The organism is Methylomonas koyamae (assembly GCF_006483455.1).
GTDB classification, from domain to species: Bacteria; Pseudomonadota; Gammaproteobacteria; order Methylococcales; family Methylomonadaceae; genus Methylomonas; species Methylomonas koyamae_B.
This window is the reverse complement of the sequence record NZ_PPPU01000013.1, coordinates 207,970-234,467: the sequence shown is the minus strand read 5'-3', so window position 1 is coordinate 234,467 and position 26,498 is coordinate 207,970. Positions and strand designations below refer to the sequence as shown.

Genomic DNA, 26,498 nt, shown 5'->3' with positions numbered 1-26,498 from the left:
TTTTCAAGGAGATGCGATGAGAGTGTTTTTGACGATGTCGTTCTTGTTGTTAACGGCCTGCGAACAAGAAGTTGCGATATCGCCGAAACCCCGCCCGGCGGAGATTGTTGAAGTCGGCGAGCGTACTCGAGCGGCCCCGACCGTGTTGGTCGGCGAGGTGCGTTCCCGCTACGAAAGCGCGCAAGGTTTTCGGATACCCGGCAAAATCGTCCAGCGATTGGTGGAACGCGGCGCCGTGGTCAGGAAAGGACAGGTGCTAGCCAAACTGGACGACAAGGATACCAGCCTGTCTGCCAGCTCGGCGCAAGCCGAGCTGCACGCGGCGGAGGCGGATTTGGCGCTGGCGCAGGCCGAGTTGGAGCGCCAGCGCAGTTTATTCCAACGTAAATTCGTGTCCGCCCAAGCGTTGGACATTCAGGAAGCCAAGTTCAAATCGGCTCAAGCCCGTGTCAAACAGACCACAGCCGACGCCGCCGTTCGCAGTAACCAATCCCGCTATACCCAATTGCAGGCCGACCGTGACGGTGTCGTCACCGAAATTCGGGCCGAACCGGGCCAGGTGGTCGAGGCCGGCGAAGTGGTGGCGCGAATTGCGGCGACCGACAGCCTGGAAGTAGCCATTTCCGCGCCGGAATCCCATATCGGCGGCGCAGCGCTTGGTGCGGCGGCCGAAATCAAACTATGGGCGCTACCGAGTAAGGTTTACCGCGGATCGGTCCGGGAAGTGGCGCCGGCCGCCGACAGCGTGACGCGGACCTTTCAGATTCGGGTGGCTTTGGCCGACGCCGATGCCGCCGTGCATCTGGGTATGACGGCCGGGGTTCGCTTCGAGGCGGCAGCCGATCAGGCCTGGTTATTGCCGTCGACCGCCGTGACCCAGCGCGACGGCCAGGCCGTGGTCTGGGTGGTCGAACCGGCGACCGGCGCCGTTACCCCGCGCCCGGTACAAACCGGCCCGTTCCGCGAGGACGGCACCATTGTCAACCAAGGCTTGCAGAGCGGCGATTGGGTGGTGGCGGTTGGCGCCCAAACCCTGGTGCCGGGCCAGATTGTGCAGCCGGTTAGACGGGAGCGGCCATGACCGGACGCTTCAACCTTTCCGAATGGTCGTTACGCCACCCGGCTTTGGTGTTATACGCGCTGTTGGTGTTGACAGTAGTCGGCGCCGTTTCCTATAGCCGGCTCGGCCAATCCGAAGATCCGCCCTTCACCTTCAAGCTGATGGTGGTACGCACCGGCTGGCCGGGCGCTAGCGCCCGCGAAGTCGAACTGCAAGTCACCGACAAGCTGGAGAAAAAACTGCAGGAAGTGCCGTGGCTGGACAATCTGCGCAGTTACTCGCGGCCGGGCGAATCGCTGATATTCGTGTTGGCCAAGGACTCGACCCCGCCCGAGGAAGTCCCGAACATTTTTTATCAGGTGCGGAAAAAAATATTCGATATCCGCCAAACCCTGCCCGACGGGGTGGAAGGGCCGACCTTCAACGACGAATTCGGCGATGTTTACGGCAACCTCTATGCCCTGGTCGGCGACGGTTACGATTATGCCGCGCTCAAGCGATATGCCGATGCGGTACGCGCCCAGTTGCTACGAGTTGGGGACGTCGCGAAAGTGGACTTCTTCGGTGAGCAGCAGCAACGAATTTACATCGATTTGTCCAACGCCAAACTGGCGACGATCGGCATCGATACCGCGACGCTGATCCGCACTTTGCAATCCCAGAATCTGATGACCGGCAGCGGCGGTTTCGATTTCAGTGACGAGCATATCCGCATCGGCGTCAGCGGCCGTTACGATAGCCTGGAACAATTGCGCGACCTCAGATTGCGCGCCAATGGCAATGAATTCCGGCTGGGCGACGTCGCCAGCGTCAGCCGCGGTTTCGAAGATCCGCCGCACGACCGGGTGCGCTACCAAGGCCGCGACGCCCTGTTGATCGGGGTATCGATGCGCGACGGCGGCGATATCATTCAATTGGGCCGTAATCTGGATACCGAAGTCAAAGCGGTACAAGCCCAATTGCCTATCGGGTTGGAATTGCATCCGGTTTCGTCGCAACCGCAAGCGGTGCAGCGCTCGGTCAACGAATTCGTCAAATCGCTGATCGAGGCTTTGGTCATCGTCTTGGGCGTCAGCCTGATGTCTTTGGGTCTGCGGACCGGCATTGTGGTTGCGATCAGCATCCCGGTGGTATTGGCGGCGACGTTTTGGCTGATGCATTTGTTCGGCGTCGGGCTGCACAAAATTTCACTGGGTGCGCTGATATTGGCGCTGGGGCTATTGGTGGACGACGCCATTATTGCGGTGGAGATGATGGCCTCAAAAATGGAACAGGGCTGGGAGCGTAGCCGCGCCGCAGCCTTTACCTATACCTCGACCGCGATGCCGATGTTGAGCGGAACCTTGGTCACTGCGGCCGGTTTTTTGCCCATCGCAACCGCGGCCTCGTCGACCGGCGAATACACCCGTTCCATGTTCCAGGTAGTGGTGATTGCATTACTGGTGTCCTGGCTGGCGGCGGTGGTGTTTGTGCCGTATTTGGGCTTTCACTTGTTGCCGGAATTTCGGGAAGGCCGGCGCCCGGACTCGATCCTGAACCGGCTCCGGGCGAAATGGAAAAAGACGCCGGCTGCGGCAGCCGCCCACGAAGATTTGTACCAAACCCCGTTTTACCGGCGCTTCCGCGGTGTGGTGGAAACCTGCGTGATTTACCGGGGCTGGGTGATTTTGTTGACTGTAGCAATCTTCGGCGCCGCCATTTTCGGCTTCAAGTTCGTCCAGCAACAGTTTTTTCCGGACTCGACCCGGCCGGAACTGATCGTCGATTTGCGTCTGGCCGAGGGCGTTTCTTATGCCGCGACCGAAACTCAGGTGAAAAAACTGGAGGCCTGGCTGGAGCGGCAGGACGGCATCGACAATTACGTGGCCTATGTCGGCACCGGTAGCCCGCGTTTCTATCTGCCGCTGGACCAACAACTGGTCCAACGCAGTTTCGCCCAGTTGGTGGTTTTGACCAAAGGTCCGGCCGAGCGCGAAGCGTTGCGGGAAAAATTGATTCGTTTGTTCGAACAGGATTTTTCAAGCTTGCGCGGCAGCGTGTTGCGTTTGGAAAACGGGCCGCCGGTCGGCTTTCCGGTGCAGTTTCGCGTCTCCGGCCCGGATTTGCCGACTTTGCAGGCCATCGCCCGCCAGATTGCCGAGGTGATGCGCGCCAATCCGCATCTGTCGAATGTGCAGCACGATTGGGAAGAGCCGGTGAAAGTGGTGCGCGTCGATATCGACCAGTCCAAAGCCCGCTTGTTGGGTATCACATCCAGCGACATCGCCAATCTGGTCAACGGCGCCTCGCAGGGTTTATACGTCAGCGAGTTTCGGGAAGGCATCGAACGCATCGATTTGCTGGTGCGCGGCACCGCCACCGAACGCAAGCACTTGTCGCGGCTGGAAAACCTGATGATTCCGTCCGCGGACGGCCGTAGCGTGCCGCTATCGCAGCTTGCCAAACTGGAATACGGTTTCGAAGAGGGTGTGATCTGGCGCCGCAATCGGTTGCCGACCGTGACGGTGCGCGCCAATCTGTACGGCACTATCCAGGCGCCGGTGGTGTCGGCCCAGGTCGAGAGCCAACTGGACGAGATCAGGCGGCAATTGCCGCTCGGGTACCGCCTGGAAGTCGGCGGCGCAGTGGAGGAATCGGCCAAGGGCGGCGATTCGGTCGCGGCCGGCATGCCGCTGTTTTTGTTCAGCGTGTTGACGGTGCTGATTATCCAGTTGCAAAGTTTTTCGCGAGTGGCCTTGGTGTTGCTGACCGCGCCCTTGGGCATGATCGGTGTGACCTTGTTCTTGCTGGTGTTCCAGCAGCCGTTCGGTTTCGTGGCGATGTTGGGCACGATCGCCCTGTCCGGCATGATCATGCGCAACTCGGTGATCCTGGTCGATCAGATCGAGCAGGACAAGCGGGCCGGGAGCAGCGATTTCGATGCCATTGTCGATTCCACCGTGCGCCGGTTCCGCCCTATCGTGCTGACCGCGGCGGCGGCGATTCTGGCGATGATACCGCTGACGCGCAGCGCGTTTTTCGGGCCGATGGCCGTTGCGATCATGGGCGGATTGACCGTCGCCACCATTTTGACCTTGCTGTTTCTGCCGGCGTTGTATGCCGCCTGGTTTCGGGTCGCACTCCCCGGCGCCCAAACCGATTCTTGATTCGCATTTTCCATTCCGGCCGTTCGTCGCTTTCGGCCACGAACGCCCCTTAGCCTTACCGGCTCAAATATCTAATTTTCGGATAACTATATGCCGATATAGCATTAATAGTTTGATCGCTTGCGCTGGCATAATGCAGCCGTTATCGAATTTTACGAATTGAAAAGGTAAAAAATGAATTTGATGTATAGCTTGTCCGGCTTCGCGGTCGGTTTGCTGGTCGGCATTACCGGCGTCGGTGGCGGCTCTTTGATGACGCCGTTATTGGTGTTTTTGTTCGGCTTCAAACCGGCGGTTGCGGTCGGCACCGACTTGCTCTACGCCTCGATTACCAAAACCGCCGGCGTGTTCGTCCACCACGGCAAACACGGCTCGGTGGACTGGAAAATCGTCGGCTGGCTGGGGCTGGGTAGCTTGCCGTTTGCCGGTGCGACCTTGTATGTCTTGAAAAACCTGATGGCGGTCGGCAAGGAAACCACCGGCGCGATCACGTTTACCTTAGGTGTGGCGCTGCTGCTGACGGCATGTGCTCTATTGGTACGCAGTTTGCTGTTGCGCAAAGCCGCCAAACAGCAGATCGACGACGACCATAGCACTCAGGAAAACAGCGGCCGGTTTTCGCCGCGCTGGGAGAAAATTGCGACGGTGCTGACCGGTGCCGTACTCGGCGTGCTAGTCACCTTGTCCTCGGTTGGCGCCGGTGCGCTGGGCACGGTCGCTTTGTTGTTCTTGTACCCGCGAATGTCGACTTTGAAAGTCGTCGGTACCGATCTGGCCCACGCGATTCCGTTGACCGCGGTGGCCGGCCTCGGCCATTTGAGTTTGGGCAATTTCGATCTGGATTTGCTGATTAGTCTGTTGTTGGGGTCGGTGCCGGGGATTTGGATCGGCAGCCATTTGAGCGCGAAAATTCCGGAACATGTATTGCGGCCGGTATTGGCGACTTTACTGCTGGTGATTGGCACCAAATTCGTGTTGCAGTAATTCTTAGGACCAAGGCCGCCTGATCCGGATCGGAGGCGCGCCTTGGGCCAAGCTTGTCATAATCCCCGCTGCAACAACTTCAAGGCGTTGGCAAATTCGGCTTTCAGCCGGTAGACCTGCGCCGGCCGATGGGCGCCGTTGGCTTCGGTTTGCCCCGCTATTTCCTCCAACACTCCCAGTTCGTCCATTTTTCGGCGGAAGCTGACTTTATTCAGCGTCTCGCCCAGGCAGGCTTCGTAGATTTTTTGCAATTTCGGCAAGGTGAAGCGTTCCCCGGCCAAGTGGCAGGGTAACGAAGAATATTGCGATTTGTTGCGGATGCGCTCCACCGCGGCCTGGACAATGTCGTTGTGGTCGAAGGGTAGGCGCCGCAGCGCATCGACCGGGCAAATCGACAATCCGGGATGCCCGGCCTGCAGCAGCAATTCGGCGTTGACCAGCGCAAAATATGCGATCGAAATCGACCAGCCCCTGGGGTCGCGGGCGCAGCCGTCGAAGGTACGCAACTGTTCCAGGTAAGGCGGATTCACTCCGGTTTTCTGGCGCAGAATGCGTAGCGCCGCATCCAGGCTGTCGCGGTCGGTCTCGGCGTGGATGTAGCCGCCCGGCAAGGCATCCAGGCCGGCGAAAGGCTCGTGTTCGCGCCTAGCCAGGGCCACGCTCAATTGTTGCTGGTGAATCGTCAGCAGCACCACATCTATCGTTGCAATCATCCGCTCGGACATAGAGGGCGTTTATCCTTCAGGCTGTTTAGTAACAAAATGTGAAATTTATCAATGTAAGTCTTATTTTATAGATATTTTTCGTTGTTTTAATAGTTGCAATATGTAACTAACAGGAATAAGCTAAGCCTGTCCCAATTTTATAGCCGGAGCAGGCTTATGAATGCGATCCAATTGTTGATCATCGACGCCCAAAACGATTTTTGCGACCGTCCCTTCGCCGGCGCATTGCCGGCTTTGCCGGTTCCCGGCGCCTATCAGGACTGCCTGCGCCTGGTCCGGTTGGTAGATCGGCTGGCCGAGGCGATAGATTCGGTCATCGTCAGCCTCGATTTGCACCACAGTATCGATCTGGCGCATTACACGATGTGGCGCGACGCGAACGGCGCCTTGCCGCCGCCGTTTACCCAGGTCACGGCGGCGGACGTCCGCCACGGCCGTTACCGCGCGTTGGCGGCAGCAATATCCGCCGACGCCGAGCAGTACATTCTGGAATATTTGCAAAATCTGGAGCAGCTCGGTTTGGCGTTGACGCTGTGGCCGCCGCATTGTCTGGTCGGCTCGCCGGGCGCAAATTTGAACGCCGAACTTGCCGGCGCGTTGCAACGCTGGGAGTCCAAGCGCTTTAAGGCTATCGATGTGATCGAAAAAGGCCGCAACATCTGGACCGAAAGCTTTTCGGCGTTGAAAGCGGTGATTCCCTACCCCGGCGACGCCGATACCGACTTGAACCGGCACTTGCTCGAGCTGTTGGCCGGTCCGCAACCGGTCTGGGTGGCCGGCCAGGCCAGCAGCCACTGCGTCAGGCAAACCGTGTTGGACCTGCTGCAATACGGCCCGGCCGATATCGCCGGGCGCTTGACGCTGTTGACCGATTGCATGAGCCCGGTGCCGGGTTGCGAAGCATTGGCCGAGCAATTTTTTGACGATGTGCGGCAGCGGGGCGTCCGCTTGGCCGCCGCTAGCGAACTCGGCTGCGGCCGGCCGTAACGGAGGAAGCGATGGCCCCGATTGTAAAAAGCTTGTTGGAAAACGATCTGTATAAATTTCCGATGTGGCAAACCATGCTGCATAAACGCCCCGAAGCCACCGCGGAATACGGTTTCGTCTGCCGCAATACGCCGGAATATCCGCTGGCCGAACTGGTTGCCGACGTCAAGCACGAGTTGGAGCAGTTGTGCGCACTGCAATTCGCCGACCACGAACTCGAGTATTTAAGCGGGCTTAGTTATTTGAAGCCGGATTTCATCGAGTTTTTATCGCTGTTCCGCTTCAAACCCAAATATCTGCAAGTCTATGCCGAGGGTGACCGGCTTAGAATCGATGCCGCCGGCCCGCAAGTTCACGTGATGAATTTCGAGATTTTTGTTTTATACATCGTCTCGGAACTGTATTTCCGCCGTTTCGATCAAGCCGCCTTGTTGGCCGAAGGCCGGCGCCGGCTGCAACAAAAAATCGCGATGCTGAAAGACTTTGCCGAACAGCCGGCCGAAACCCATCCGTTCGAGTTTTTCGACTTCGGCTTGCGCCGCCGGGCCTGGGGCAGCTGGCAGGAAGAAGTGGTGCAGACCTTGTCGACCGAATTGCCGAATTTGTTCAAAGGCACCTCGAATGTTTATCTGGCCCAAAAATACGGGCTGAAACCGATCGGCACGATGGCGCACGAGTATTTGCAATCTTACCAGGCGCATATCGTCCGCTTGCGCGAGTTTCAACGCACGGCGCTGGAGGATTGGGCGCAGGAGTTCCGCGGCAATTTGGGGATAGCCTTTACCGATACCATCGGCATGGATGCTTTTTTGCGCGATTTCGATCTGTATTTCGCCAAGTTGTTCGACGGTTTGCGCCACGATTCCGGCGATCCGGGCATTTGGGGCGAAAAAGCCATCGCCCATTACCAAGCGCTAAAAATCGATCCGCATACCAAGCGTCTGGTGTTTTCCGACGGTCTGGACATGCCGAAAGCGATCGCGCTGTACCGCCAATTTGCCGGCCGGATCCAGCTGGGATTCGGCATCGGCACGAATTTGACCAACGACCTTGGCGTCAAACCGCTGAATATCGTCATGAAACTGATGCGCTGCAACGGCGATCCGGTGGCCAAGTTATCGGACGCGCCCGGCAAAACCTTGTGCGACGATCCGACCTTCGTTGCCTATTTGCGGCAGATTTTCAACCACTACGTCTGAAGCGGGAATCAGCTATGCCGGGACAAACACCATTGCGTATCGCCGTCGCCCAAACCAATCCTACCGTCGGCGATTTTGCCGGCAACCTGCGCATCGCCGAGCAGGCGTTTCGCGACGCCGAGCGGCTGCAAGCGCAGTTGCTGGTATTTCCGGAGCTTTCGTTGTGCGGCTACTATCCGGGAGATTTGCTGAACGACGCGGCGTTCATCCGTGAGGCTGAGCGGGCTCTGGCAGAGTTGGCGGAACTTTCCCGCCGGTTTCCGGGAATTGTCGTTATCGCCGGTTTGCCGCAAACCCGTTCCGGGCCGGGCAAGCCGCTGCACAATTCCTTGCTTGCGCTGGCAAACGGCCAAGTGCTTGCCGCGTACCACAAACAATTGTTACCGACCTACAACATTTTCGACGAGCGGCGGCACTTCGAGCCGGGGCCGGCCACCGCCGCCAGCATCGAAGTCGCCGGCTACAAAGTAGGTCTGATGATCTGCGAAGACGGCTGGAACGACGCTGCCAACGATTATCCGGTCAATCCTTACCAGGCTTTGGCCGCGATCGGGCCGGACCTGGTGGTCAGCATCAACGCCAGCCCGTCCAATATCGGCAAGCGCGACCAACGCCACCGGATTATCGCCGGTGCCGCGCAACGCCACCGCTTGCCGATTCTGTACGTAAACCAAGTCGGCGGCCAGGATAGCATCGTGTTCGACGGCGCTTCGTTTGGAGTAAATGCGGACGGAACGCTCGCGTTCGAATTGCCGGCTTTCGAAGCGGCAGTCGAGCCGGTCGAGTTTAGCGCCGGCGTGTTTCATGGCGTCGGCTCTGGCCAGCCTTTGCCGGAGCCGGAGTTTGTCGTTCGGCACATCCTTATGGGTTTGCGCGATTACGCCCGCCGCTGCGGCTTCCAACAGGTTGTGGTCGGTTCCTCGGGCGGTATCGATTCGGCGTTGACCATCGCCTTGGCGGCCGAAGCGCTCGGCCCGGACAACGTGATTGCCGTGACGATGCCTTCCGAATATTCCAGCGCCGGTTCCGTCACCGATTCGCAGTTGTTGTGCGACGCGTTGGGGGTAAGGTTGTTGACGCATCCGATTCGGGAACAGGTCGCTGCCTTCAAAGCCCAGTTTCAAGCCAGCTTCGCCGCGCCGCTGGCGGGTCTGCCGTTGGAGAATTTGCAGGCGCGGATACGCGGCACCGTGTTGATGGCGTATTCCAACCAGTTCGGCGCGTTGGTGTTGACCACCGGCAACAAGAGCGAAATCTCGGTCGGCTATTGCACCTTGTACGGCGACACCAACGGCGGTTTGGGTTTGATCGGCGATTTGTACAAAACCGAGGTTTACGGCTTGGCGGGTTATCTGAACCGGCGCGCCGGCCGGCCGCTGATTCCGGAGTCGATTCTGATCAAGGAGCCTTCGGCCGAATTGGCGTTCGACCAGAAAGATACCGACAGTTTGCCGCCGTATCCGGTGCTGGATGAAATATTGAAACTATTGATCGAGGGTGATTTGCTGGCGGAAGCGGAATACCGCCGAGCCTGCGATTTTGTTAGCGATTATCGGCATTCGGCCGAAGGCGAGGCGGTGTTCCAACGCATCGGCCGGATGGTGACGCGGAACGAATACAAGCGGCGTCAGGCGCCGCCCATCATCCGGGTCCGCCCCCGCGCCTTCGGCGCCGGGCGGCAGATGCCGATTGCGGCCAAGTATTAGCTAGGCCGCAACCGGTTTAGCGCTTAGTCGCTGGCTCGCGAGGCGCGTTTGCGCTCGTTTTCGGTCAGCAGTTTTTTCCGCAACCGGATCGATTGCGGCGTGACTTCGACCAACTCGTCGTCGGCGATGAATTCCAGCGCTTGCTCCAGACTCATCTTGATCGGCGGGGTCAGCAGGATGTTCTCGTCCGAGCCGGCGGCGCGGATATTGGTCAACTGCTTGGCTTTGGTCGGGTTGACCACCAAGTCGTTATCGCGCGAGTGGATGCCGATGACCATGCCTTCGTAGACTTCGGTGGCGTGTTCGATGAACAGACGGCCGCGTTCCTGCAAGTTGAACAACGCATAGCCCAGCGATTTGCCTTGCACCATCGACACCAGCACGCCGTTGATACGGCCGCCAACGTTGCCTTTTTTCATCGGCCCGTAGTGGTCGTAGACGTGGTAGAACAAGCCGGAACCGGACGTGGCGGTCAAAAATTCGGTTTGGAAACCGATCAGGCCGCGCGACGGCACCATATATTCCAAGCGGGTGCGGCCCTTGCCGTCCGGCACCATGTTCAGCAGGTCGCCCTTGCGTTCGCCTAATTTTTCCATGATCGCGCCCTGGTGTTCGTCTTCCAGTTCGATGGTCACCATCTCGAACGGTTCGTGCATCTCGCCGTCGACTTCCTTCAAAATCACTTCCGGACGCGACACGCCCAGTTCGTAACCTTCGCGGCGCATGTTTTCGATCAGGATCGACAAATGCAGCTCGCCGCGGCCGGAAACCTTGAATTTGTCCGGGTCCTCGGTGTCTTCGACTCGCAACGCCACGTTATGCTGCAATTCTTTTTGTAAACGGTCGCGAATCTGCCTTGAGGTGACGAACTTGCCTTCCTTGCCGGCGAACGGCGAGGTGTTGACCTGAAAGGTCATGCTGACGGTCGGCTCGTCGACTTTCAATGGCGGCAAGGCTTCGACCGCGTCTTGTTGGCACAGGGTGTCGGAAATCTCCAACTTGTCGATACCGGTAAAGGCAATAATGTCGCCGGCTTGCGCTTGCGGCACTTCGATCCGTTCCAGACCCTTGAAGCCGAAGATTTGCAGCATCCGCACATTGCGGGTAGTGCCTTCGCGGTTGATCAAGGTCAGTTGCTGGTTGGATTTAACGGTACCGCGCTGAATGCGGCCGATGCCGATCACGCCAACGTAGCTGTTGTAATCCAGGCTGATCACCTGCATTTGGAACGGGCCGTCGATGTTGACCGGCGGCGGGCTAACTTTGTCGACGATGGTTTGAAACAACGGCGTCATGTCGCCACCTTCGACCGTACTTTCCAGCTCCAAGCCGGCATAACCCTTCAACGCCGAGGCGTAAACGATGGGGAAATCCAGTTGCTCGTCGGTGGCGCCCAAGCGGTCGAACAAATCGAAGGTTTGGTCGATCACCCAATCCGGGCGAGCGCCGGGCCGGTCGACCTTGTTAATCACGACGATGGGTTTCAAGCCCAAGGCAAAAGCCTTCTGAGTCACGAAGCGGGTTTGCGGCATTGGGCCGTCCACCGCATCGACCAATAGCAATACGCAATCCACCATGGATAGCACCCGTTCGACTTCGCCGCCGAAGTCGGCGTGGCCCGGGGTGTCGACGATGTTGATGTGGTAGCCGTTCCAGTCGATGGCGGTGTTTTTCGCCAGGATCGTAATCCCGCGTTCTTTTTCCAGGGCATTGGAGTCCATCACCCGCTCGTCGACTTTTTCGTGGGCGTCGAAGGTGCCGGATTGCTGCAACAATTGATCGACGAGGGTGGTTTTGCCATGGTCGACATGGGCGATGATGGCGATATTTCTGAGTTTTTCTATCACGGGATTTATTAAGTTTTTTACAAAAGAACGTGCGCCGGCTTTGCTAAAAATGCGAGCCGGCGCGGAAATGGGTGGCTATGGATTTACAGTGAATGGGGGGATTAGCTTTGGCTCCAAGGCAGGCCGTGGAAACGCCAGCCGCCGAGCTTGCCCCGATGCTGGTTGGCGTCGAGCGGGCCTTCGAAGCCTTCCAGAATATTGACCAAATGCTGGTAGCCGGCGGCCTCCAGGGCTTTGGCGGCGTCTACAGAACGCTGTCCGCTGCGGCATAACAGCAGTACCGGCGCCGCTTTATTCGGAGCGTGTTGTTGGACTTGGGCAACGAAATCGGCGTTCAACTGCATCCCCGGGAATTCTTTCCAGGCGACGTGGATGGCCTTTGGCGGATGGCCGACGAAGCCGTGTTCGATGGCAGTGCGGACGTCGATCAGCACGGCGTTGGGATCGGTTTGCAACAAGTCCCAGGCTTGTTTGGGGTCGAGATTTTCTATCATGGGTTACCGCTCAAGTTTTTTGCCCGATGAAACAGGCTTCGTTTCGGTTGCCGAGCCGCGTGTCACCGATCCTGGCGTATTCCTGGTAAAAAACCACGCTCAGGGGCTGAAACAGCTCGAGAAGCTCGTTGCGCGCCAATAGGTAATCGGGATTGCTGGGGCCGTGTTGGTCAAGCTTGTCGCGGGTAAATGTTTGATAAAACAGCAGGCCGCCCGGGTTCAAGGCCGCCATTATCGCATTACACAGGGTGCGGTCAAGAAAACGGCAGATGACAATCACATCGTAGCGGTGATCCGCTAACGATTCGCTGCCGATTTGGCAGTGCCGGGTATTGATGCTGAGGCTTTGCCGATCGGCATAGTGGCGGAGTTTATCCAGCGCTACCGACGACACGTCCCAGGCGTCGACGCTCAGTCCTGATCCGGCCAATAGCAGCGCATTGCCGCCCAGGCCGCAGGCCAAATCCAGCGCTTTGCCCTGAGGCGGGAGCAAATGCAAGTGGTTGGCGAGTAACTCCGCCGCGGCGGGTGCTGCCGTTGCGTTGCGGTAAATCGCGTCCCACTTGTTTTGCAACTCGGTCACGGGTTCATGCCGATCCGGTGCGGTAGCCAGGCCTGAATGAACTCCAGGAAGGAACGGACTTTGGCGGACAAATACTTGCGGTGTGGATAGACCGCGTAGATTTCCAACGGCGCGATGCCGTATTGCTCCATCACCACTTGCAGACGGCCTTGTTCGATGTCGCGGCCGACGATGTAGCGCGGCAGCATGATCAGGCCCAGGCCGTTGACCGCGGCATTGCGGATCGGGTCGGCCATGTTGGCTTGCATCCGGCCGGTTACGGTGACGGTGCGTTCGCCGAGAATGCCTTTGAAGCGCCATTTATTGCGCGGCGGAATCGCCCAGTTGATCAGGCAGCTGTGGTCTTCCAGGTCTTCCGGGTCTTGGGGGATGCCGTGTTTTTTCAGGTATTCCGGCGAGGCGCAGACCACCAATGACGAACTTGCCAATTTGCGGGCGACCAGGCTGGTGTCGTTGAGTTGGCCCAAGTAGATCGCCAGATCGACGCCCTCGTCGATCAAATCAACCTGGCCACCCTTTAGCACCATCTCCACCGACAGATCTGGGTAGTTTTTCAGATACTCGGTCAGACCCGGCGAGATATGGCTGGCGCCGATCACTGGCGGCGCCAGAATTTTCAATGTACCACGCGGTTCGGTTTGCAAATGGGTGATGGCCGATTCCATTTCTGCAACGTCCAGCAGCACTTGTTGACAGCGTTCCAGATAGGCTTCGCCGGCTTCCGTCAGGCTTAAGCTGCGGGTCGTACGGTTGAATAAGCGGGTGTTGAGTTCGCTTTCCAGTTGCATGATGTGTTTGGTGGCCATGGCTCTGGAAATATCCAAATCCTTGGCGGCACCGGCGAAGCTGCCGGCCTTGGCGACACGGACAAAAACGTTCATGCTGGTTAGTTTGTCCATTCTGCCTCCGGGGACATTATAAAGGAGCTAAAAAACGTTGACATTTTTATTGTTTCTTAATTTTATACAATTTATTTAATAAATGCCTAATTGTAAACTTTTTTATCTCCGGTATAGTGTGCAGCAACTTAACGAGAAAGCACAGAAAATCTTGCCAAATGCAAGATTAAACAGAGGATTTGAGCACAATGAACGAATTTAAAAAAGACGTACTGGTCGGTACTTTGTTTGTCGCCGGTATTTTGAATTTTCTTTCCGGCCTGTTTGTAATTTCCACTGTCCTGTTTGCAGCGACGTCAATGTTCAGCAATATTTCGCTTAATACTCAAGCGAGCCGCTGATCCCCCTGAATTTGTAACTACCTCCTGGTGTTGTAATTAACGAGCGGTAACCTCCTTTCAAGCACTCCGCTGGTTTTCTTGCCTCCCTCTGCGCAAGCATTGGGAGGTTTTTTTTGTCCGCAGTTTTTCCGGCACTTTGGGCGTCATGCTATGATTCAGCCCGTTCGCAATCGAGATCAACAGTCATGAACGACGTTTTACAGCAATTGGCATTGGTGCTGGAGCAGCGCAAACAGCAATCGGCCGATCAATCTTATGTAGCAAGCTTGTACGCCAAAGGTTTGGACCATATTTTGAAAAAAATCGGTGAAGAAGCCACGGAAACGGTAATGGCGGCGAAAGACGGCGACAAGGATAAGATCGTTTACGAAGTGGCCGATCTGTGGTTTCACTCCATGGTCTTGTTGGCGCACCAGGAACTCGGGCCGGAACAGGTGATCAACGAGCTGCAGCGGCGTTTCGGTTTGTCCGGTCTGCAGGAAAAAGCGCAACGCAGCTCTTAAATAGGCAAACAGCAGGAGTAGGTAATGGGTTTTAGTATTCCGCATTTATTGGTGGTGTTGGTAATTGTCGTGTTGGTGTTCGGCACCAAACGTTTGAAAAATGTCGGCGCCGACCTTGGCGAGGCTATCAGGGGTTTCCGCAATGCTGTCAAGGAAGGCGGCGAAGACAAAACGCTGGCCAATAAGGAAGACGATGTGCTGGAAGGCGAAGTCTCCAGTAAAGAAAAAGACAAGGTGTAACGCGACTATGTTCGATGTCGGTTTTTCCGAATTGCTGATGGTCGGCTTGGTGGCTTTATTGGTACTGGGCCCGGAAAAATTGCCCAGAGCTGCCCGCTTGGCCGGGCTATGGGTCGGTAAGGCACGTAGTGTGCTGGCAGTCGCCAAGGCGGAAATCAAGCAGGAGCTGGCCGCTGAAGAGATGCGGCAACTGATGCAGCAAAACATCGCCGGCGAAGTACAAAAAGTTATAGACGAGACCCGCTCGGCTGTCGACGACGTCAATTTCAGCATTCAAGCTGCGACCGAAACCGATCAACACGATGACAAACCAAGTTCAGCCGGATAACCAACAGTCTTTTTTCAGCCATCTGGTCGAACTGCGCGACCGTCTGTTAAAGATGGTGCTCTGCGTATTGCTGGTGTTTGTCGGCACCGCCAGTTACGCCAACGAGATCTATGCTTTTTTGGCCGATCCGCTGTTGCAGCATATGCCGAAAAACAGTTCCATGATTGCGATAGACGTGGCTTCGCCGTTTTTTACGCCGTTTAAACTGGCGTTTGTCGTCGCCGTGTTCGCCAGCATCCCTTTCATCCTTTATCAGTTTTGGGGCTTCGTCGCGCCGGGCTTGTACCGCCACGAGAAAATGATGGTGGCGCCGCTGTTGCTGGCCAGCACGGTATTGTTTTACGGCGGCGCGGCGTTTGCCTACTTTTTGGTATTCCCGTTGGTATTTTCCTACCTGACGGCGGCCGCCCCGGCCGGGGTCGCCGTAATGACCGACATCGCCACCTATTTGGATTTCGTGTTGGCGATGTTTTTTGCGTTCGGCCTGGCCTTCGAAATTCCGGTGCTGACCATCGTGCTGGTCTGGACCGGCATCATCAGTCCGGAATCCTTGGCGGAAAAACGGCCTTATGTGATCGTCGGCGTGTTTGTGGTGGCGATGTTTCTGACGCCGCCCGACGCCTTGTCCCAAACCTTGTTGGCGGTGCCGATGTGGTTGTTGTTCGAGTCGGGCCTGTTGTTCTCCAGGTTAATAACCCGGAGCGACCGCGCAGCCGAGAGCGATGGTTAGTATCGCCGGGCGTTTTGCCGCGGTTCGCGCCCAATTGCGCGATGCCGAAAACGCCGCCGGGCGCCTGCCGGGTAGCGTGCAATTGCTTGCCGTCAGCAAAACCAAACCGGCGGCGGACCTGGCCGCGGCTTATCGATTGGGTCAGCGCCATTTCGGCGAAAATTATTTGCAGGAAGCGCTGAAGAAGCAGCAACAACTGGCCGCGTTCGATATCAGTTGGCATTTCATCGGCCCGATCCAATCCAACAAAACCCGGCCGATAGCCACGCATTTCGCTTGGGTGCACAGCGTTGACCGTTTCAAAATCGCCGAGCGTCTCAGCGAGCAACGCCCGGATCATTTGCCGCCGCTGAATATCTGCCTGCAAGTCAATATCAGCGACGAAGCTACCAAATCCGGCGTCGGTCTGGCCGAGTTGCCGGATTTGGTTGAGCAAGTGGCACAATTGCCGCGTCTGCGTTTGCGCGGTGTAATGGCGATTCCCGAGCCGGCGGCCGATTTCGAAACGCAGTGTATTCCGTACCGGCGCCTTTATCAGGCGGCAACGGCATTGCATAGGCCGCAGCTGGACACGTTTTCGTTCGGCATGAGCGGCGACTTGCTGGCCGCGGTCACCGAAGGCGCGACGCTGGTTAGAATCGGCACCGCGCTGTTCGGCGCGCGTCCTAGCCAATAAATTGTTTTTCATGGATAATGCGGGGAATTTTCCGACAAATCCCCATTCTCCGACCCGATGAAACAAAAGCTGGAATCCCTTTTACAACAGGCAGTTGCAGGTATCAAAACTCAAGGTATTCTCGAAAACGATTTCATTGCCCAAATTCAATTAGAACGCACCAAAGACCCGCAACACGGCGATTTCGCTACCAATCTGGCGATGCTGCTGGCCAAACCGGCCAAACAAAACCCGCGCCAACTCGCCGAAAAAATCGTCGCGGCCTTGCCTGCCGACCCGGCAGTGGTCAAAGTCGATATCGCCGGGCCCGGATTCATCAACTTTTTCATCAATCCCGATAGCCAGTTCCAGATCGTGCGCCAAGTGCTGGAGCAAGGCGACGGCTTCGGCTTGAGCCGGATTGGAGCCGGGCAGCGGGTGCAAGTCGAGTTTGTCTCCGCCAATCCGACCGGGCCATTGCATGTCGGCCACGGCCGCGGTGCCGCCTATGGTTCCGCAGTAGCCGATCTGTTGGAAGCGGCCGGTTTCAGCGTCGAGCGTGAATACTACGTCAACGACGCCGGCCGGCAAATGGATATTCTGGCGGCCAGCGTCTGGTTGCGTTACCTGGAAGCCTGCGGCGAGGTATTGCCTTTTCCGAGTAACGGCTACCGAGGCGAATACGTTAGAGATATTTCCGCCAATTTGCACAGAAGCGCCGGCGACAAGTACCGCCAGCCAGCCGCACAAGTTTTGGCGGATTTACCCGCTGACGAAGCGCAAGGCGGGGATAAGGAAAAGCATATCGACGCGCTGATCGAACGCGCTAAAACATTGTTGGGGCCGGAAGCCTACGAGCAAGTGTTTCAAGCCGGCCTGAACGAGATCTTGCTGGATATCAAAGATGACCTTGCCGAGTTCGGCGTCGGTTATCAGTGTTGGTTCTCGGAACGTTCGTTGATGGACGACCAATCCATCGACCGGGCGCTGCAGCGTTTGGACGAGGCAGGGTTTCTGTACCGGCAGGAAGGTGCGACCTGGTTCGCTTCCAGCCGATTGGGCGACGAGAAAGATCGGGTGGTAGTGCGCGACAACGGTCAAACTACCTATTTTGCGTCCGATATCGCTTACCACATGAACAAGCTGGATCGGGGCTTCGACAAGATCGTCAATATCTGGGGCGCCGACCACCACGGCTATATTCCGCGGGTCAAAGCCGCGATGCAGGCCCTGGGTGCCGACGATTCCAAACTTAAAGTGTTGCTGGTGCAATTTGCCGTACTCTACCGCGGCGACGAAAAAGTGCAGATGTCGACCCGTTCCGGTGAATTCGTCACCTTGCGCCAACTGCGTAACGAAGTCGGCAAAGACGCCTGCCGTTTTTTCTATGTGATGCGCAAGTCCGAGCAGCACATGGATTTCGACTTGAAACTGGCGACCTCCAAAACCAACGAAAATCCGGTCTATTACGTACAGTATGCGCATGCCCGGGTGTGCAGCGTGTTGCGCCAATTGGACGAAAAAGGTCGCCAACGCGATCCGTTGCTGGGCATGCAGCATCTGAATCTGTTGGTCGAGGAACAGGAAAGCGCGCTATTGACGACATTGTCCAGATATCCGGAAACGCTGGAGCGGGCGGCGTTGAACTACGAACCGCACCAATTGATTCAATATCTGCGCGAATTGGCCAACCAATTCCATAGTTACTATAACGCCCACCAATTTTTGGTCGACGACGACAAGCTGTGCAATGCCCGGATCAACCTGGTTTGCGCGGTCCGGCAAGTGCTGGCCAATGCCATGTCGCTGCTGAAAATCAATACACCCGAAGCGATGTAAATGGCCAGAGATTATAAGCACCGCGTACAAAGCCCCAATTACGGCGCCGGGCGGCGGAAGCCGAAGCAGTCGTCGTCGGTTGCGTTATGGCGCTGGCTGTTGGTGATTATGCTGATAGCGGCCTTCGTGGTGTTTTTGAATATGATCGGCAAGCTGGTGCCGGAATTGGTCGCCGGCAAGCCCAACCCGGAAACCCAGCCCGCCGCCGAACCGAAAAAGCAAGAGTTGCCGCTAAAACCCCAAACCGCCGCCGAAACGGAAAAACCGGCCGAGCCGGTCGAACCGGAAGAGCCGCGTTACGACTTTTATACGATTCTGCCGCAGGCGGAAGTCGTGGTGCCGGACTATGAAATCAAAACCCGGGTCCGCGAGCAGTTGGTCGGCAAAACCAAGGCTGCCAAATACATCATGCAGGCCGGTTCGTTCAGGGAGGCGGCTGAAGCCGAACGTCACAAAGCCAAACTGGCCTTACTCGGCATCGAGTCGCGGGTCGAAAAAGCCAAAGTCGGTAACGTGATTTGGCATCGAGTCAAAGTGGGGCCGTACGATAACCCAGCCAGCGTATCCACGATTAAGGAACTGCTGCAGAAAAACGGTATCGGCGTGATCGTCACCGAAAGCGGTCAGTAGATTTCAGGATGTAAGTTGCAATTCGGTGCAAAATTTACCGCCAATTCGGCATTTATCGATTGACTGGCCTATAGTTTTAAGCTCTGATTAAAGCCCACAATTTCCAGGGGAGAGGCTACATGCTCAAGAAAAAATTAATGGTGTTGATGTTGGCAGGTTTGACCGTTTTGAGCGGTTGCAGCCGGCTTTACTACTACTCGAGCAGCATTGATGACGACGACTTGGTCGAAGTCAGCTACGATGCGGTCGGCTGGCTGCTGGCCGATTTGCGCCAGCCCTTGCCTAAAGGCAGTCTGGTCGTGATCAATTCCCTGGTCAACGTCGACGACATGGGCCAAACCCTGCCATTCGGCAGGATCATTTCCGACCAGCTTTCTTCGGCGCTGCACCGTTCCGGTTACCGGGTGATGGGTATGGAGCTACCGACCGAGATTTTTGCCAAAAATGAAGCCGGCATTCTGGAATTGCCGGAAAAAACCAAGGAAGCTTTAAATAACGTCGGTGCTAAAGCGATTGTGATTGGTTCCTACGCGCCGGGACGCGATAACGTTTATGTCTCCTTGCGGGTGGTCGATATCGCCAGCCAGAACGTGGTTTCCTCGACTGATTACTCGGTGGCAATGGGACCAGACGCCAAAGTGCTGACGACCAAGCCCCAGCCTAAACAATAAACCGTCCAGGGAAGCGGCCGTTGGACCGTGGCCGCTTCCACGTTTATTTCAGGCAGGCTGGACATGTTCGTAAGCCAGATCCAGCCGTAAAAACTCCGATACTTGCTCAGACTCGGTAAAATTGCCGAGCGCCAACAGTAGTTTGGCGTAAGCCGCCTCCAAACTCATATTCCAGACCATCTCCGCCCCGGCAGCGATCAAATCGCTGGTCGAGGCATAAGCGCTTTCCGATCGTAAGGCCGGAGCCAAATAAACTTTCCGGCCTTTTTCCCGGCATTTGCGGATAAATGCGACCAAGCTGAATCGGTCGCCAGCGCTATTGGATGCGCAGGCCGTGCCGGAATGGTATAGGTCGTGCAGCACCACATCGAATCCTTCGGGATTGAACGCGGTGTAGTCGAGACCCGGATAGGGCCTTACCAACAGAATTCGCGCCGAAAAATCGGGTTTCAAGTTGGCCGATTGACGGCTTGAGCTATCCGGCTGCGCCAGCGTTTCGAACCGTCCGTCACTGAAGCGCATAAACGGCTGCGATTGGATGCTGATGAAGTCGCTACTTAACGGCAGGCAGGACGAGAGCCGGGTTGCCAGATGAACTTGCTGATCCTGTCCGGGATTGCGGTACGGAACGTATACCCCAGGTTGACCACCGCGCCGGATGAACTCCACCGCGCAGCAAAAATTGGCTAAACCGTTGGCCTGCGGACTGTCCAGTGGCAAATCGCTCGAGACCAGCAACAGCGGAATCGGTAACTTATGGAAATACAGTCCCAATGCCGCGGCGCTAAATGCCAGGGTATCGGTACCGTGGGTAACGATAATGCCGTCGAATTGATTTAGGTCCTCGGCTTCGATTGCCGCAATGATCTGCGACCAGTGTTGGGTATGCAGGTTCTCGCTGAGGATTCGCAAAGGTTGCTGAGACTTGAACGCTATCGAACCTGCCTCGGGGTAGTGGTCGGCGAACAATGCCAGCAGTTTGAAACCGGCGGCGGCCGACGTGTCGACGATGCTGCCCGTCACTTGCGAACCTATGGTGCCGCCGGTGAACACCAGCAGGATGTTTTTATTCATATTCGGCGTTTCTAGTATCATGTCGGGTTACGGATTGAATCCGCATCTTAAGTATTTGGCATGAAATTATCACTAATTGTGGCAAAGGCCAGCAACAACGCCATTGGTCTGAACGGCCGGATGCCTTGGCATCTCTCCGCTGATTTGAAACGCTTCAAACAAATCACGATGGGCTCGCCGGTGTTGATGGGACGCAAGACCTTCGAGGCCATCGGTAAAGCTTTGCCGGGCCGGGAAAATATCGTCATCAGCCGCAGTGCCGAGTATGAAGCACCGCAATGTCGGGTGTTTACCGATATCGAGGCTGCGCTCAGAGACTTGGCTGATCGGGATGAGGTATTCGTGATTGGCGGCGCCACCTTGTACCAAGCCTTGTTGCCGGTTGCCGATTACCTTTATTTGACCGAGATTGAGCGCAGCTTTAGAGGCGATACCTTTTTCCCGGATATCGATCGGCGCCAATGGCAGGAACTCAGTCGAGAAGAGATCGAAAACGACAGTCAGGTGGACTTCAGTTACCGTTTTTTGAAATTGCGCCGCGTCGATACGGCCGACCCGGATCGGGTTTTTGGTTAAAACCTCGGTTGCGCTTACAATTCCTTAAGTTTTGTCACAAAACTGTCATATTTGCTTCATAGTATTGTCATGTCACTTTGGCACACTGATCTTGGTTTTAAACATTTTCGAGAAAATATATGAATAAAACATTCAAGCTGAAATCGCTGGTTATGGGATTGGGTTTCGCCTCCGCCGCATTGTTGGCCGGCGAGGCCGCGGCTGCCCCTGCAACTTTGGATGCGGCACTTCCGGAATATTCCGCAGCGAGCGGTATTTCCGGCAACCTGTCCAGCGTCGGCTCTGATACTTTGGCGAACCTGATGACATTGTGGGCCGAAGAATTCGGCAAAATTTACCCCAACGTCAATATTCAGATTCAAGCGGCTGGTTCTTCAACCGCGCCGCCGGCTCTGACCGAAGGTACATCCAACCTGGGTCCGATGAGCCGGAAAATGAAAGACAACGAAATCGACGATTTCGAAAGCAAATACGGCTATAAACCGACCGCGATTCCGGTTGCGATCGACGCGTTAGCCGTATTCGTCAACAAGGACAACCCGGTCAAAGGCTTAAGCATCCCGCAAGTCGATGCGATCATGTCGTCAACCCGTAAATGCGGCGGCGCCAACGATATTACGACTTGGGGCCAAGCCGGTCTGACCGGTGCCTGGGCCAGCCGGCCGATTCAGTTGTACGGTCGTAATTCGGTATCCGGTACATACGGTTTCTTTAAGGACGAAGCACTGTGCAAAGGCGATTTCAAAAGCAACGTCAACGAGCAACCCGGTTCGGCATCGGTGGTGCAATCTGTTACCACCTCCGCCAACGGTATCGGTTATTCGGGTATCGGCTATTCGACTTCCGGTGTGAAAGCCATCGCGTTGTCGCATAAAGACGGAGAGGCTTTTGTCGATCCGACTCCGGAAAATGCGACTTCCGGTGCCTATCCGCTGTCGCGCTTTCTCTATGTCTACGTCAACAAAAAACCGAACGAACCGTTGGCACCGCTGGAGAAGGAGTTCATCAAAATGGTGTTGTCCAAAACCGGTCAGCAAGTCGTGATCAAAGACGGCTACATTCCGTTGCCGGCCAAAGCAGTTGAAAAAGCGTTGACTTTAATTCAGTGAGTTATCAAGCCAAGGACCGGCCTGATCAGGGACAATTTATGCAGGGACGCTTCAAAGGACTGGCGCGAAAAATCGCCACCCTTATTTGTAGCCGCCAATCAATTGCGGTTGATCTTGTATAATAACGAAGCCGATAATTGCGTGTAAATTATCGGCTTTTTTGTTTTTGTAAGCATTCCGGTGCGTTTCCCCCGCAAATTTTGTGATGTCCAGTTATGACTGAATCCCGAACCACTCAAAGCAAACCGACGCTGTTTCAAACAGCCACCAGCGATAGTTACCAGCGTTGGCGTTTGGTTAAAGACAAATTAGCGGCGCGGGGCGTGGTGGTCGGCGGGTTGAGTATTATCTTGGCGGTGGTGCTGATTTTCTTTTACCTGTTGTATGTTGTATTTCCGTTGCTTTTGCCGGCACAGCTCAGGGCCGCCGATAACGGTGGCTATAACGTTCCGGGCGTGGAAATGGGCAAAACGCTGTTCGCGGCCATTGAGGAACAAAACCAGCTTGCAGTCAGATTTACCGATGCCGGCAAAGCGGTTTTTTTCAATATAGAGAGCGGCGCGATCGTTAGCAGCGAAGCCGTAGCGCTGCCGGAAAACGGCCAAATAGCCAGTTTCGCCCACGCCAGCATCGACAAAGGCGTGGTGGCATACGGCTTATCGGATGGCCGGGCGGTAGTGGTCAAACACGAATATAAATTGAGCTATCCGGACGGCAAGCGCCTGATTACGCCTTCGCTCAGTTATCCATTGGGCAACCAAGCGCTGACTATTGATAAATCCGGCCAGCCTTTGGCCAAAATCACTCTGGCGGTAGCAGACGACCGTAGCACGTTGGTGGCGAAAACGGCCGATAACCGCGTGTTGTTAAGCCGGCTCACTAAAAAGGAGTCGATGTTCGATGACGAAGTGACGTTGGAAGCCAGCGATACCGTATTGGATGTGGCCGGCGACGACATCGAATTTCTGTTGCTCGATAAAGAACAGCGCAATCTGTATTTAGCCAGCCGCCAAAGCATCACCGTGGTCGATGTCAGTGACGCCTCGGCGCCCGTGGTCAAGCACAAGTTGAATCTGGTCGAGAACGGTCAGGAAATTTCCAGTATGGAATTCTTGAACGGCGAAAACTCGTTGTTGGTTGGTGATTCCAAAGGCGAACTGGCGCAATGGTCCTTGGTCCGTAACGACCAGAACTACGTCAACATGCAAAAACTGCGCAGCTTCAAGTTGGCCGACAACCCTATCTTAGCGGTTAGCGCCGAACAGCGCCGCCGCGGCATGTTGGCGATCGATAACGCGGGACAATTGGCGGTATACAACTCGACGGCCGAGCGTGAGTTAGTCAATACCAAATTACTGCAGTCCGCGCCGCAGGTGTTGGCCTTATCTCCTAAAGCCGATTATTTTTTGGTGGAGGACGCTAGCGGCAAAGTGCTGAGTTGGCGGCTGGAAAACGAGCATCCGGAGATTTCGCTGAAATCGCTCTGGGGTAAAGTCTGGTACGAAAGTTATCCGAAGCCCGACTACATTTGGCAATCTTCGTCGGCCAGCAACGATTTCGAACCGAAAATGAGCCTGACGCCGCTGGTGTTCGGCACCTTGAAGGCTTCGTTTTACGCGATGCTGATGGGAATTCCGCTGGCTTTGTTCGGCGCGATCTACACCGGTTATTTCATGGCGCCGCGGGTGCGGCAGTACGTGAAGCCCGGTATCGAGATCATGGGCGCATTACCGACCGTGATTTTGGGTTTTCTGGCCGGCTTATGGCTGGCGCCGTTCGTCGAATCCCATCTCGCCGGAATTTTCGCGATGTTGATGGTGGTGCCTTTGTCGGTGATGGTATTCGCTTACCTGTGGCAGCAGGTTCCGGAACCGACTCGTCTTAAAATCCCTGACGGTTGGGACGCCATCGTTTTAGTGCCGGTCGTGATCTTCGGCGCCTGGTTGGCGTTTGAATTGGCGCCCAGCTTCGAAGCCTGGTTTTTCCACGGCGATTTGCGAGTCTGGATGCGCGAGGAATTCGGTATCGGTTACGACCAGCGCAATACGCTGGTGGTCGGCTTGGCCATGGGCTTTGCCGTGATTCCGATGATTTTCTCGATCGCCGAGGACGCTATTTTTAGCGTACCAAAACATTTGACTACTGGCTCGCTGGCTTTGGGGGCGACGCCATGGCAGACGATGACCAAAGTCGTTTTGCTGACCGCAAGTCCCGGTATTTTTTCCGCGGTGATGATCGGTTTCGGCCGGGCGGTGGGCGAAACCATGATCGTGCTGATGGCCACCGGGAACACGCCGGTGATGGATTTGAGTATTTTTCAGGGATTGCGCACCTTGTCCGCCAATATTGCGGTGGAAATGCCGGAATCGGAAGTCAACAGTACCCATTACCGGGTGTTGTTTTTAGCGGCGCTGGTATTGTTCGTGTTCACCTTCGTCGTCAATACGCTGGCCGAATTGGTTCGGCAAAATCTCAGACAGAAATACAGTTCACTATGATCAAAGAATGGTTTAAAAGCGGTTCGCCCTGGATTTGGTTGACTGCCGGCGCGGTGACGATCAACCTGGTGTTGGTTGTGGGGCTCTTGTTATTGATTGCGTTACGCGGCTTGGGTCATTTTTGGCCGGCCGACATCGTCGAGTACCAATACGAGGACCAAAACGGCCGTTCGACCATCATCGGCGAACAGGTCGACACCTCGCTGTTGCCGGCCGCGCAGGCCAAAGCTGCCGGTCATCAGGTACTGAACGGCGCCGAGTATCTGGAGCAATTTCTGGTTAAAACCGGTAACCGCGATATTTTGGGCAGCGATTTCCGCTGGATTCAGCAACAGTACATCAAACAGAAAGCCGAACCTGCGGATTTGATTAGTGTCGAACGCCGCGAATGGGGTAACTTCTACGGCAGGCTGAAGGCGGTCAAGGAAGACGGCAACATCATCGCCGAAGGTGAAGCCGCGCTGGCCGTTGCCCAGGAAAAATTGGCGGCCGCACTGGAATTGCACGAACAGATCGACGTGTTGCAGGACAAGGACGTCGGTGCGATCAACTATGGCCTGGAGCGCTTGCGCTTGAAACAGCGCGCCCTGGAATTGAAAGGCGAATGGAACGACGGCCACGCCCAAGAGTTCGCCGTTCAGAAACAGACTTACCAACAACAGTATCAGGAAATTCAGGCCCAGTTAGCCAAGCTGAACAAGGAAATGAAGCGCGCCAGTTTGGTCGCGGTGGAAGCCGGCGGCCGGGAAATCAATCTGCCGCTGCACCGCATCGTCAAACTGACTCAACCCAATGCGATGAGCGGCCTGGATAAAATGGTCGAGTACGTCCGCAACTTCGTCACCTTCGTCAGCGACGAGCCGCGCGAAGCCAACACGGAAGGCGGCATATTTCCGGCGATATTCGGTACCGTGCTGATGGTGCTGCTGATGGCGGTGGTGGTGACGCCGTTCGGCGTCATCGCCGCGGTTTATTTGCGCGAATATGCCAAGCAGGGTTTCGTGACCCGGATCATCCGGATCGCCGTCAACAATCTGGCCGGTGTGCCGTCCATCGTTTACGGCGTATTTGGCCTCGGCTTTTTCGTTTACATCATCGGCGGCAACATCGACCGCTTGTTTTTTCCGGAAGCCGCGCCGGCCCCGGTGTTCGGTACGCCCGGTCTGCTATGGGCCTCGTTGACGCTGGCCTTGATGACTTTGCCGGTCGTCATCGTTGCCACTGAAGAAGGTTTGTCGCGGATTCCGAAATCGATACGCGAAGGTAGTCTGGCACTGGGTGCGACCAAGGCCGAGACCTTGTGGCGCACCGTATTGCCGATGGCCAGCCCGGCCATCATGACCGGCTTGATTCTGGCCGTGGCCCGCGCCGCCGGCGAAGTGGCGCCATTGATGCTGGTCGGCGTCGTTAAACTGGCCCCCACCTTGCCGCTGGACGGCAATTTCCCTTATTTGCATCTGGACCGTAAATTCATGCACTTGGGCTTCCATATCTACGACGTCGGCTTCCAAAGCCCGAACGTCGAAGCGGCGCGGCCCCTGGTGTATGCCACCTCACTGCTTTTGGTGATGGTCATTGTCGGCCTGAACATGTTCGCCATCACCATCCGCAATAACCTGCGCGAAAAATATCGTGCGCTGGAAAATTAATATCGCTCGCTTATCCGGAACCTTG

Annotated in this window: 25 protein-coding genes; 19 read left to right on the top strand and 6 right to left on the bottom strand. The window is 56.2% G+C overall.

All coding sequences use genetic code 11. The features are described 5' to 3' along the window. Nucleotides 1–16 precede the first annotated feature (16 nt). The 3 genes from C2U68_RS08275 to C2U68_RS08265 all read left to right on the top strand — a co-directional run bounded on the left by C2U68_RS08275 (nucleotide 17) and on the right by C2U68_RS08265 (nucleotide 5,190). Nucleotides 17–1,081, top strand: a complete 1,065-nt coding sequence (locus tag C2U68_RS08275; RefSeq protein ID WP_186289545.1) for an efflux RND transporter periplasmic adaptor subunit — start codon at nucleotides 17–19, stop codon at nucleotides 1,079–1,081. Beyond that, nucleotides 1,078–4,206 (top strand): efflux RND transporter permease subunit, encoded by a 3,129-nt coding sequence (locus C2U68_RS08270; protein WP_140911994.1) that lies wholly within the window; start codon nucleotides 1,078–1,080, stop codon nucleotides 4,204–4,206. The genes C2U68_RS08275 and C2U68_RS08270 overlap by 4 nt, the downstream gene beginning before the upstream one ends. A gap of 174 nt (nucleotides 4,207–4,380) precedes the next feature. Beyond that, complete coding sequence (locus C2U68_RS08265) at nucleotides 4,381–5,190, top strand: sulfite exporter TauE/SafE family protein (RefSeq protein ID WP_140911993.1); 810 nt, start codon at nucleotides 4,381–4,383, stop codon at nucleotides 5,188–5,190. A 56-nt stretch (nucleotides 5,191–5,246) separates the two neighbouring features. On the opposite strand, the gene C2U68_RS08260 is transcribed toward C2U68_RS08265, so the two are convergent. After that, nucleotides 5,247–5,915, bottom strand: a complete 669-nt coding sequence (locus tag C2U68_RS08260; RefSeq protein WP_140911992.1) for an NUDIX hydrolase — start codon at nucleotides 5,913–5,915, stop codon at nucleotides 5,247–5,249. A gap of 156 nt (nucleotides 5,916–6,071) precedes the next feature. Here C2U68_RS08260 and C2U68_RS08255 point away from each other — a divergent pair, with 156 nt between their 5' ends. The 3 genes from C2U68_RS08255 to C2U68_RS08245 are packed head-to-tail and all read left to right on the top strand — an operon-like array spanning nucleotide 6,072 to nucleotide 9,807. Then, the gene (locus C2U68_RS08255) at nucleotides 6,072–6,902 is read left to right on the top strand and encodes a hypothetical protein (protein ID WP_140911991.1); all 831 of its coding nucleotides are present in this window, start codon (nucleotides 6,072–6,074) and stop codon (nucleotides 6,900–6,902) included. Between the two features lie 11 nt (nucleotides 6,903–6,913). Further along, nucleotides 6,914–8,101, top strand: coding sequence for a nicotinate phosphoribosyltransferase (gene pncB / locus C2U68_RS08250; protein ID WP_140911990.1), 1,188 nt, complete (start codon nucleotides 6,914–6,916; stop codon nucleotides 8,099–8,101). 14 nt (nucleotides 8,102–8,115) lie between these two features. Then, nucleotides 8,116–9,807 (top strand): NAD+ synthase, encoded by a 1,692-nt coding sequence (locus C2U68_RS08245; RefSeq protein WP_140911989.1) that lies wholly within the window; start codon nucleotides 8,116–8,118, stop codon nucleotides 9,805–9,807. Nucleotides 9,808–9,830: 23 nt separating this feature from the next. Here C2U68_RS08245 and typA read toward each other — a convergent pair whose 3' ends face one another. The 4 genes from typA to C2U68_RS08225 all read right to left on the bottom strand — a co-directional run bounded on the left by typA (nucleotide 9,831) and on the right by C2U68_RS08225 (nucleotide 13,630). Next, nucleotides 9,831–11,654 carry a translational GTPase TypA gene (gene typA / locus C2U68_RS08240; protein WP_140911988.1) on the bottom strand — a complete coding sequence of 608 codons (1,824 nt, stop codon included), beginning with the start codon at nucleotides 11,652–11,654 and terminating at the stop codon, nucleotides 9,831–9,833. Between the two features lie 101 nt (nucleotides 11,655–11,755). Next, a complete protein-coding gene (locus tag C2U68_RS08235; RefSeq protein ID WP_140911987.1) occupies nucleotides 11,756–12,148 on the bottom strand; it encodes a rhodanese-like domain-containing protein in 393 nt (130 codons plus the stop codon). 10 nt (nucleotides 12,149–12,158) lie between these two features. Beyond that, on the bottom strand, nucleotides 12,159–12,731 hold the full coding sequence (locus C2U68_RS08230; protein ID WP_140911986.1) for a class I SAM-dependent methyltransferase: 573 nt from the start codon (nucleotides 12,729–12,731) through the stop codon (nucleotides 12,159–12,161). Continuing rightward, nucleotides 12,728–13,630: a LysR family transcriptional regulator gene (locus tag C2U68_RS08225; RefSeq protein WP_140911985.1), complete on the bottom strand. Its 903-nt coding sequence runs from the start codon at nucleotides 13,628–13,630 to the stop codon at nucleotides 12,728–12,730. The genes C2U68_RS08230 and C2U68_RS08225 overlap by 4 nt, the downstream gene beginning before the upstream one ends. Nucleotides 13,631–13,818: 188 nt before the next feature. On the opposite strand from C2U68_RS08225, the gene C2U68_RS21160 reads away from it, so the two are divergent. The 9 genes from C2U68_RS21160 (at nucleotide 13,819) to C2U68_RS08185 (ending at nucleotide 19,567) form a co-directional block, all read left to right on the top strand. Further along, the gene (locus C2U68_RS21160) at nucleotides 13,819–13,971 is read left to right on the top strand and encodes a hypothetical protein (protein WP_186289544.1); all 153 of its coding nucleotides are present in this window, start codon (nucleotides 13,819–13,821) and stop codon (nucleotides 13,969–13,971) included. Between the two features lie 185 nt (nucleotides 13,972–14,156). Then, the gene (locus C2U68_RS08220; RefSeq protein WP_140911984.1) at nucleotides 14,157–14,474 is read left to right on the top strand and encodes a phosphoribosyl-ATP diphosphatase; all 318 of its coding nucleotides are present in this window, start codon (nucleotides 14,157–14,159) and stop codon (nucleotides 14,472–14,474) included. 24 nt (nucleotides 14,475–14,498) lie between these two features. Then, nucleotides 14,499–14,714 carry a Sec-independent protein translocase subunit TatA gene (gene tatA, locus C2U68_RS08215; RefSeq protein ID WP_140911983.1) on the top strand — a complete coding sequence of 72 codons (216 nt, stop codon included), beginning with the start codon at nucleotides 14,499–14,501 and terminating at the stop codon, nucleotides 14,712–14,714. Between the two features lie 7 nt (nucleotides 14,715–14,721). Then, on the top strand, nucleotides 14,722–15,042 hold the full coding sequence (gene tatB / locus C2U68_RS08210) for a Sec-independent protein translocase protein TatB (RefSeq protein ID WP_140911982.1): 321 nt from the start codon (nucleotides 14,722–14,724) through the stop codon (nucleotides 15,040–15,042). Further along, nucleotides 15,017–15,772 carry a twin-arginine translocase subunit TatC gene (gene tatC / locus C2U68_RS08205; protein WP_140911981.1) on the top strand — a complete coding sequence of 252 codons (756 nt, stop codon included), beginning with the start codon at nucleotides 15,017–15,019 and terminating at the stop codon, nucleotides 15,770–15,772. Before tatB ends, tatC begins: the two co-directional genes overlap by 26 nt. Next, complete coding sequence (locus C2U68_RS08200) at nucleotides 15,765–16,448, top strand: YggS family pyridoxal phosphate-dependent enzyme (protein ID WP_140911980.1); 684 nt, start codon at nucleotides 15,765–15,767, stop codon at nucleotides 16,446–16,448. Before tatC ends, C2U68_RS08200 begins: the two co-directional genes overlap by 8 nt. A gap of 57 nt (nucleotides 16,449–16,505) precedes the next feature. After that, a complete protein-coding gene (argS, locus tag C2U68_RS08195) occupies nucleotides 16,506–18,266 on the top strand; it encodes an arginine--tRNA ligase (protein WP_140911979.1) in 1,761 nt (586 codons plus the stop codon). Continuing rightward, a complete protein-coding gene (locus tag C2U68_RS08190) occupies nucleotides 18,267–18,896 on the top strand; it encodes an SPOR domain-containing protein (RefSeq protein ID WP_140911978.1) in 630 nt (209 codons plus the stop codon). Nucleotides 18,897–19,015: 119 nt separating this feature from the next. Further along, on the top strand, nucleotides 19,016–19,567 hold the full coding sequence (locus C2U68_RS08185) for a FlgO family outer membrane protein (protein WP_140911977.1): 552 nt from the start codon (nucleotides 19,016–19,018) through the stop codon (nucleotides 19,565–19,567). A 48-nt stretch (nucleotides 19,568–19,615) separates the two neighbouring features. Here the strand turns inward: C2U68_RS08185 and C2U68_RS08180 are convergent, their stop codons facing one another. Further along, nucleotides 19,616–20,641: an asparaginase gene (locus C2U68_RS08180; protein ID WP_140911976.1), complete on the bottom strand. Its 1,026-nt coding sequence runs from the start codon at nucleotides 20,639–20,641 to the stop codon at nucleotides 19,616–19,618. Between the two features lie 60 nt (nucleotides 20,642–20,701). On the opposite strand from C2U68_RS08180, the gene C2U68_RS08175 reads away from it, so the two are divergent. The 4 genes from C2U68_RS08175 (at nucleotide 20,702) to pstA (ending at nucleotide 26,473) form a co-directional block, all read left to right on the top strand. Continuing rightward, nucleotides 20,702–21,217, top strand: a complete 516-nt coding sequence (locus tag C2U68_RS08175) for a dihydrofolate reductase (protein WP_140911975.1) — start codon at nucleotides 20,702–20,704, stop codon at nucleotides 21,215–21,217. A 119-nt stretch (nucleotides 21,218–21,336) separates the two neighbouring features. Beyond that, nucleotides 21,337–22,326: a PstS family phosphate ABC transporter substrate-binding protein gene (locus C2U68_RS08170; protein WP_140911974.1), complete on the top strand. Its 990-nt coding sequence runs from the start codon at nucleotides 21,337–21,339 to the stop codon at nucleotides 22,324–22,326. A 215-nt stretch (nucleotides 22,327–22,541) separates the two neighbouring features. Continuing rightward, complete coding sequence (locus tag C2U68_RS08165; protein WP_140911973.1) at nucleotides 22,542–24,824, top strand: ABC transporter permease subunit; 2,283 nt, start codon at nucleotides 22,542–22,544, stop codon at nucleotides 24,822–24,824. Then, nucleotides 24,821–26,473, top strand: a complete 1,653-nt coding sequence (pstA, locus tag C2U68_RS08160; RefSeq protein ID WP_140911972.1) for a phosphate ABC transporter permease PstA — start codon at nucleotides 24,821–24,823, stop codon at nucleotides 26,471–26,473. Before C2U68_RS08165 ends, pstA begins: the two co-directional genes overlap by 4 nt. Nucleotides 26,474–26,498: the final 25 nt, after the last annotated feature.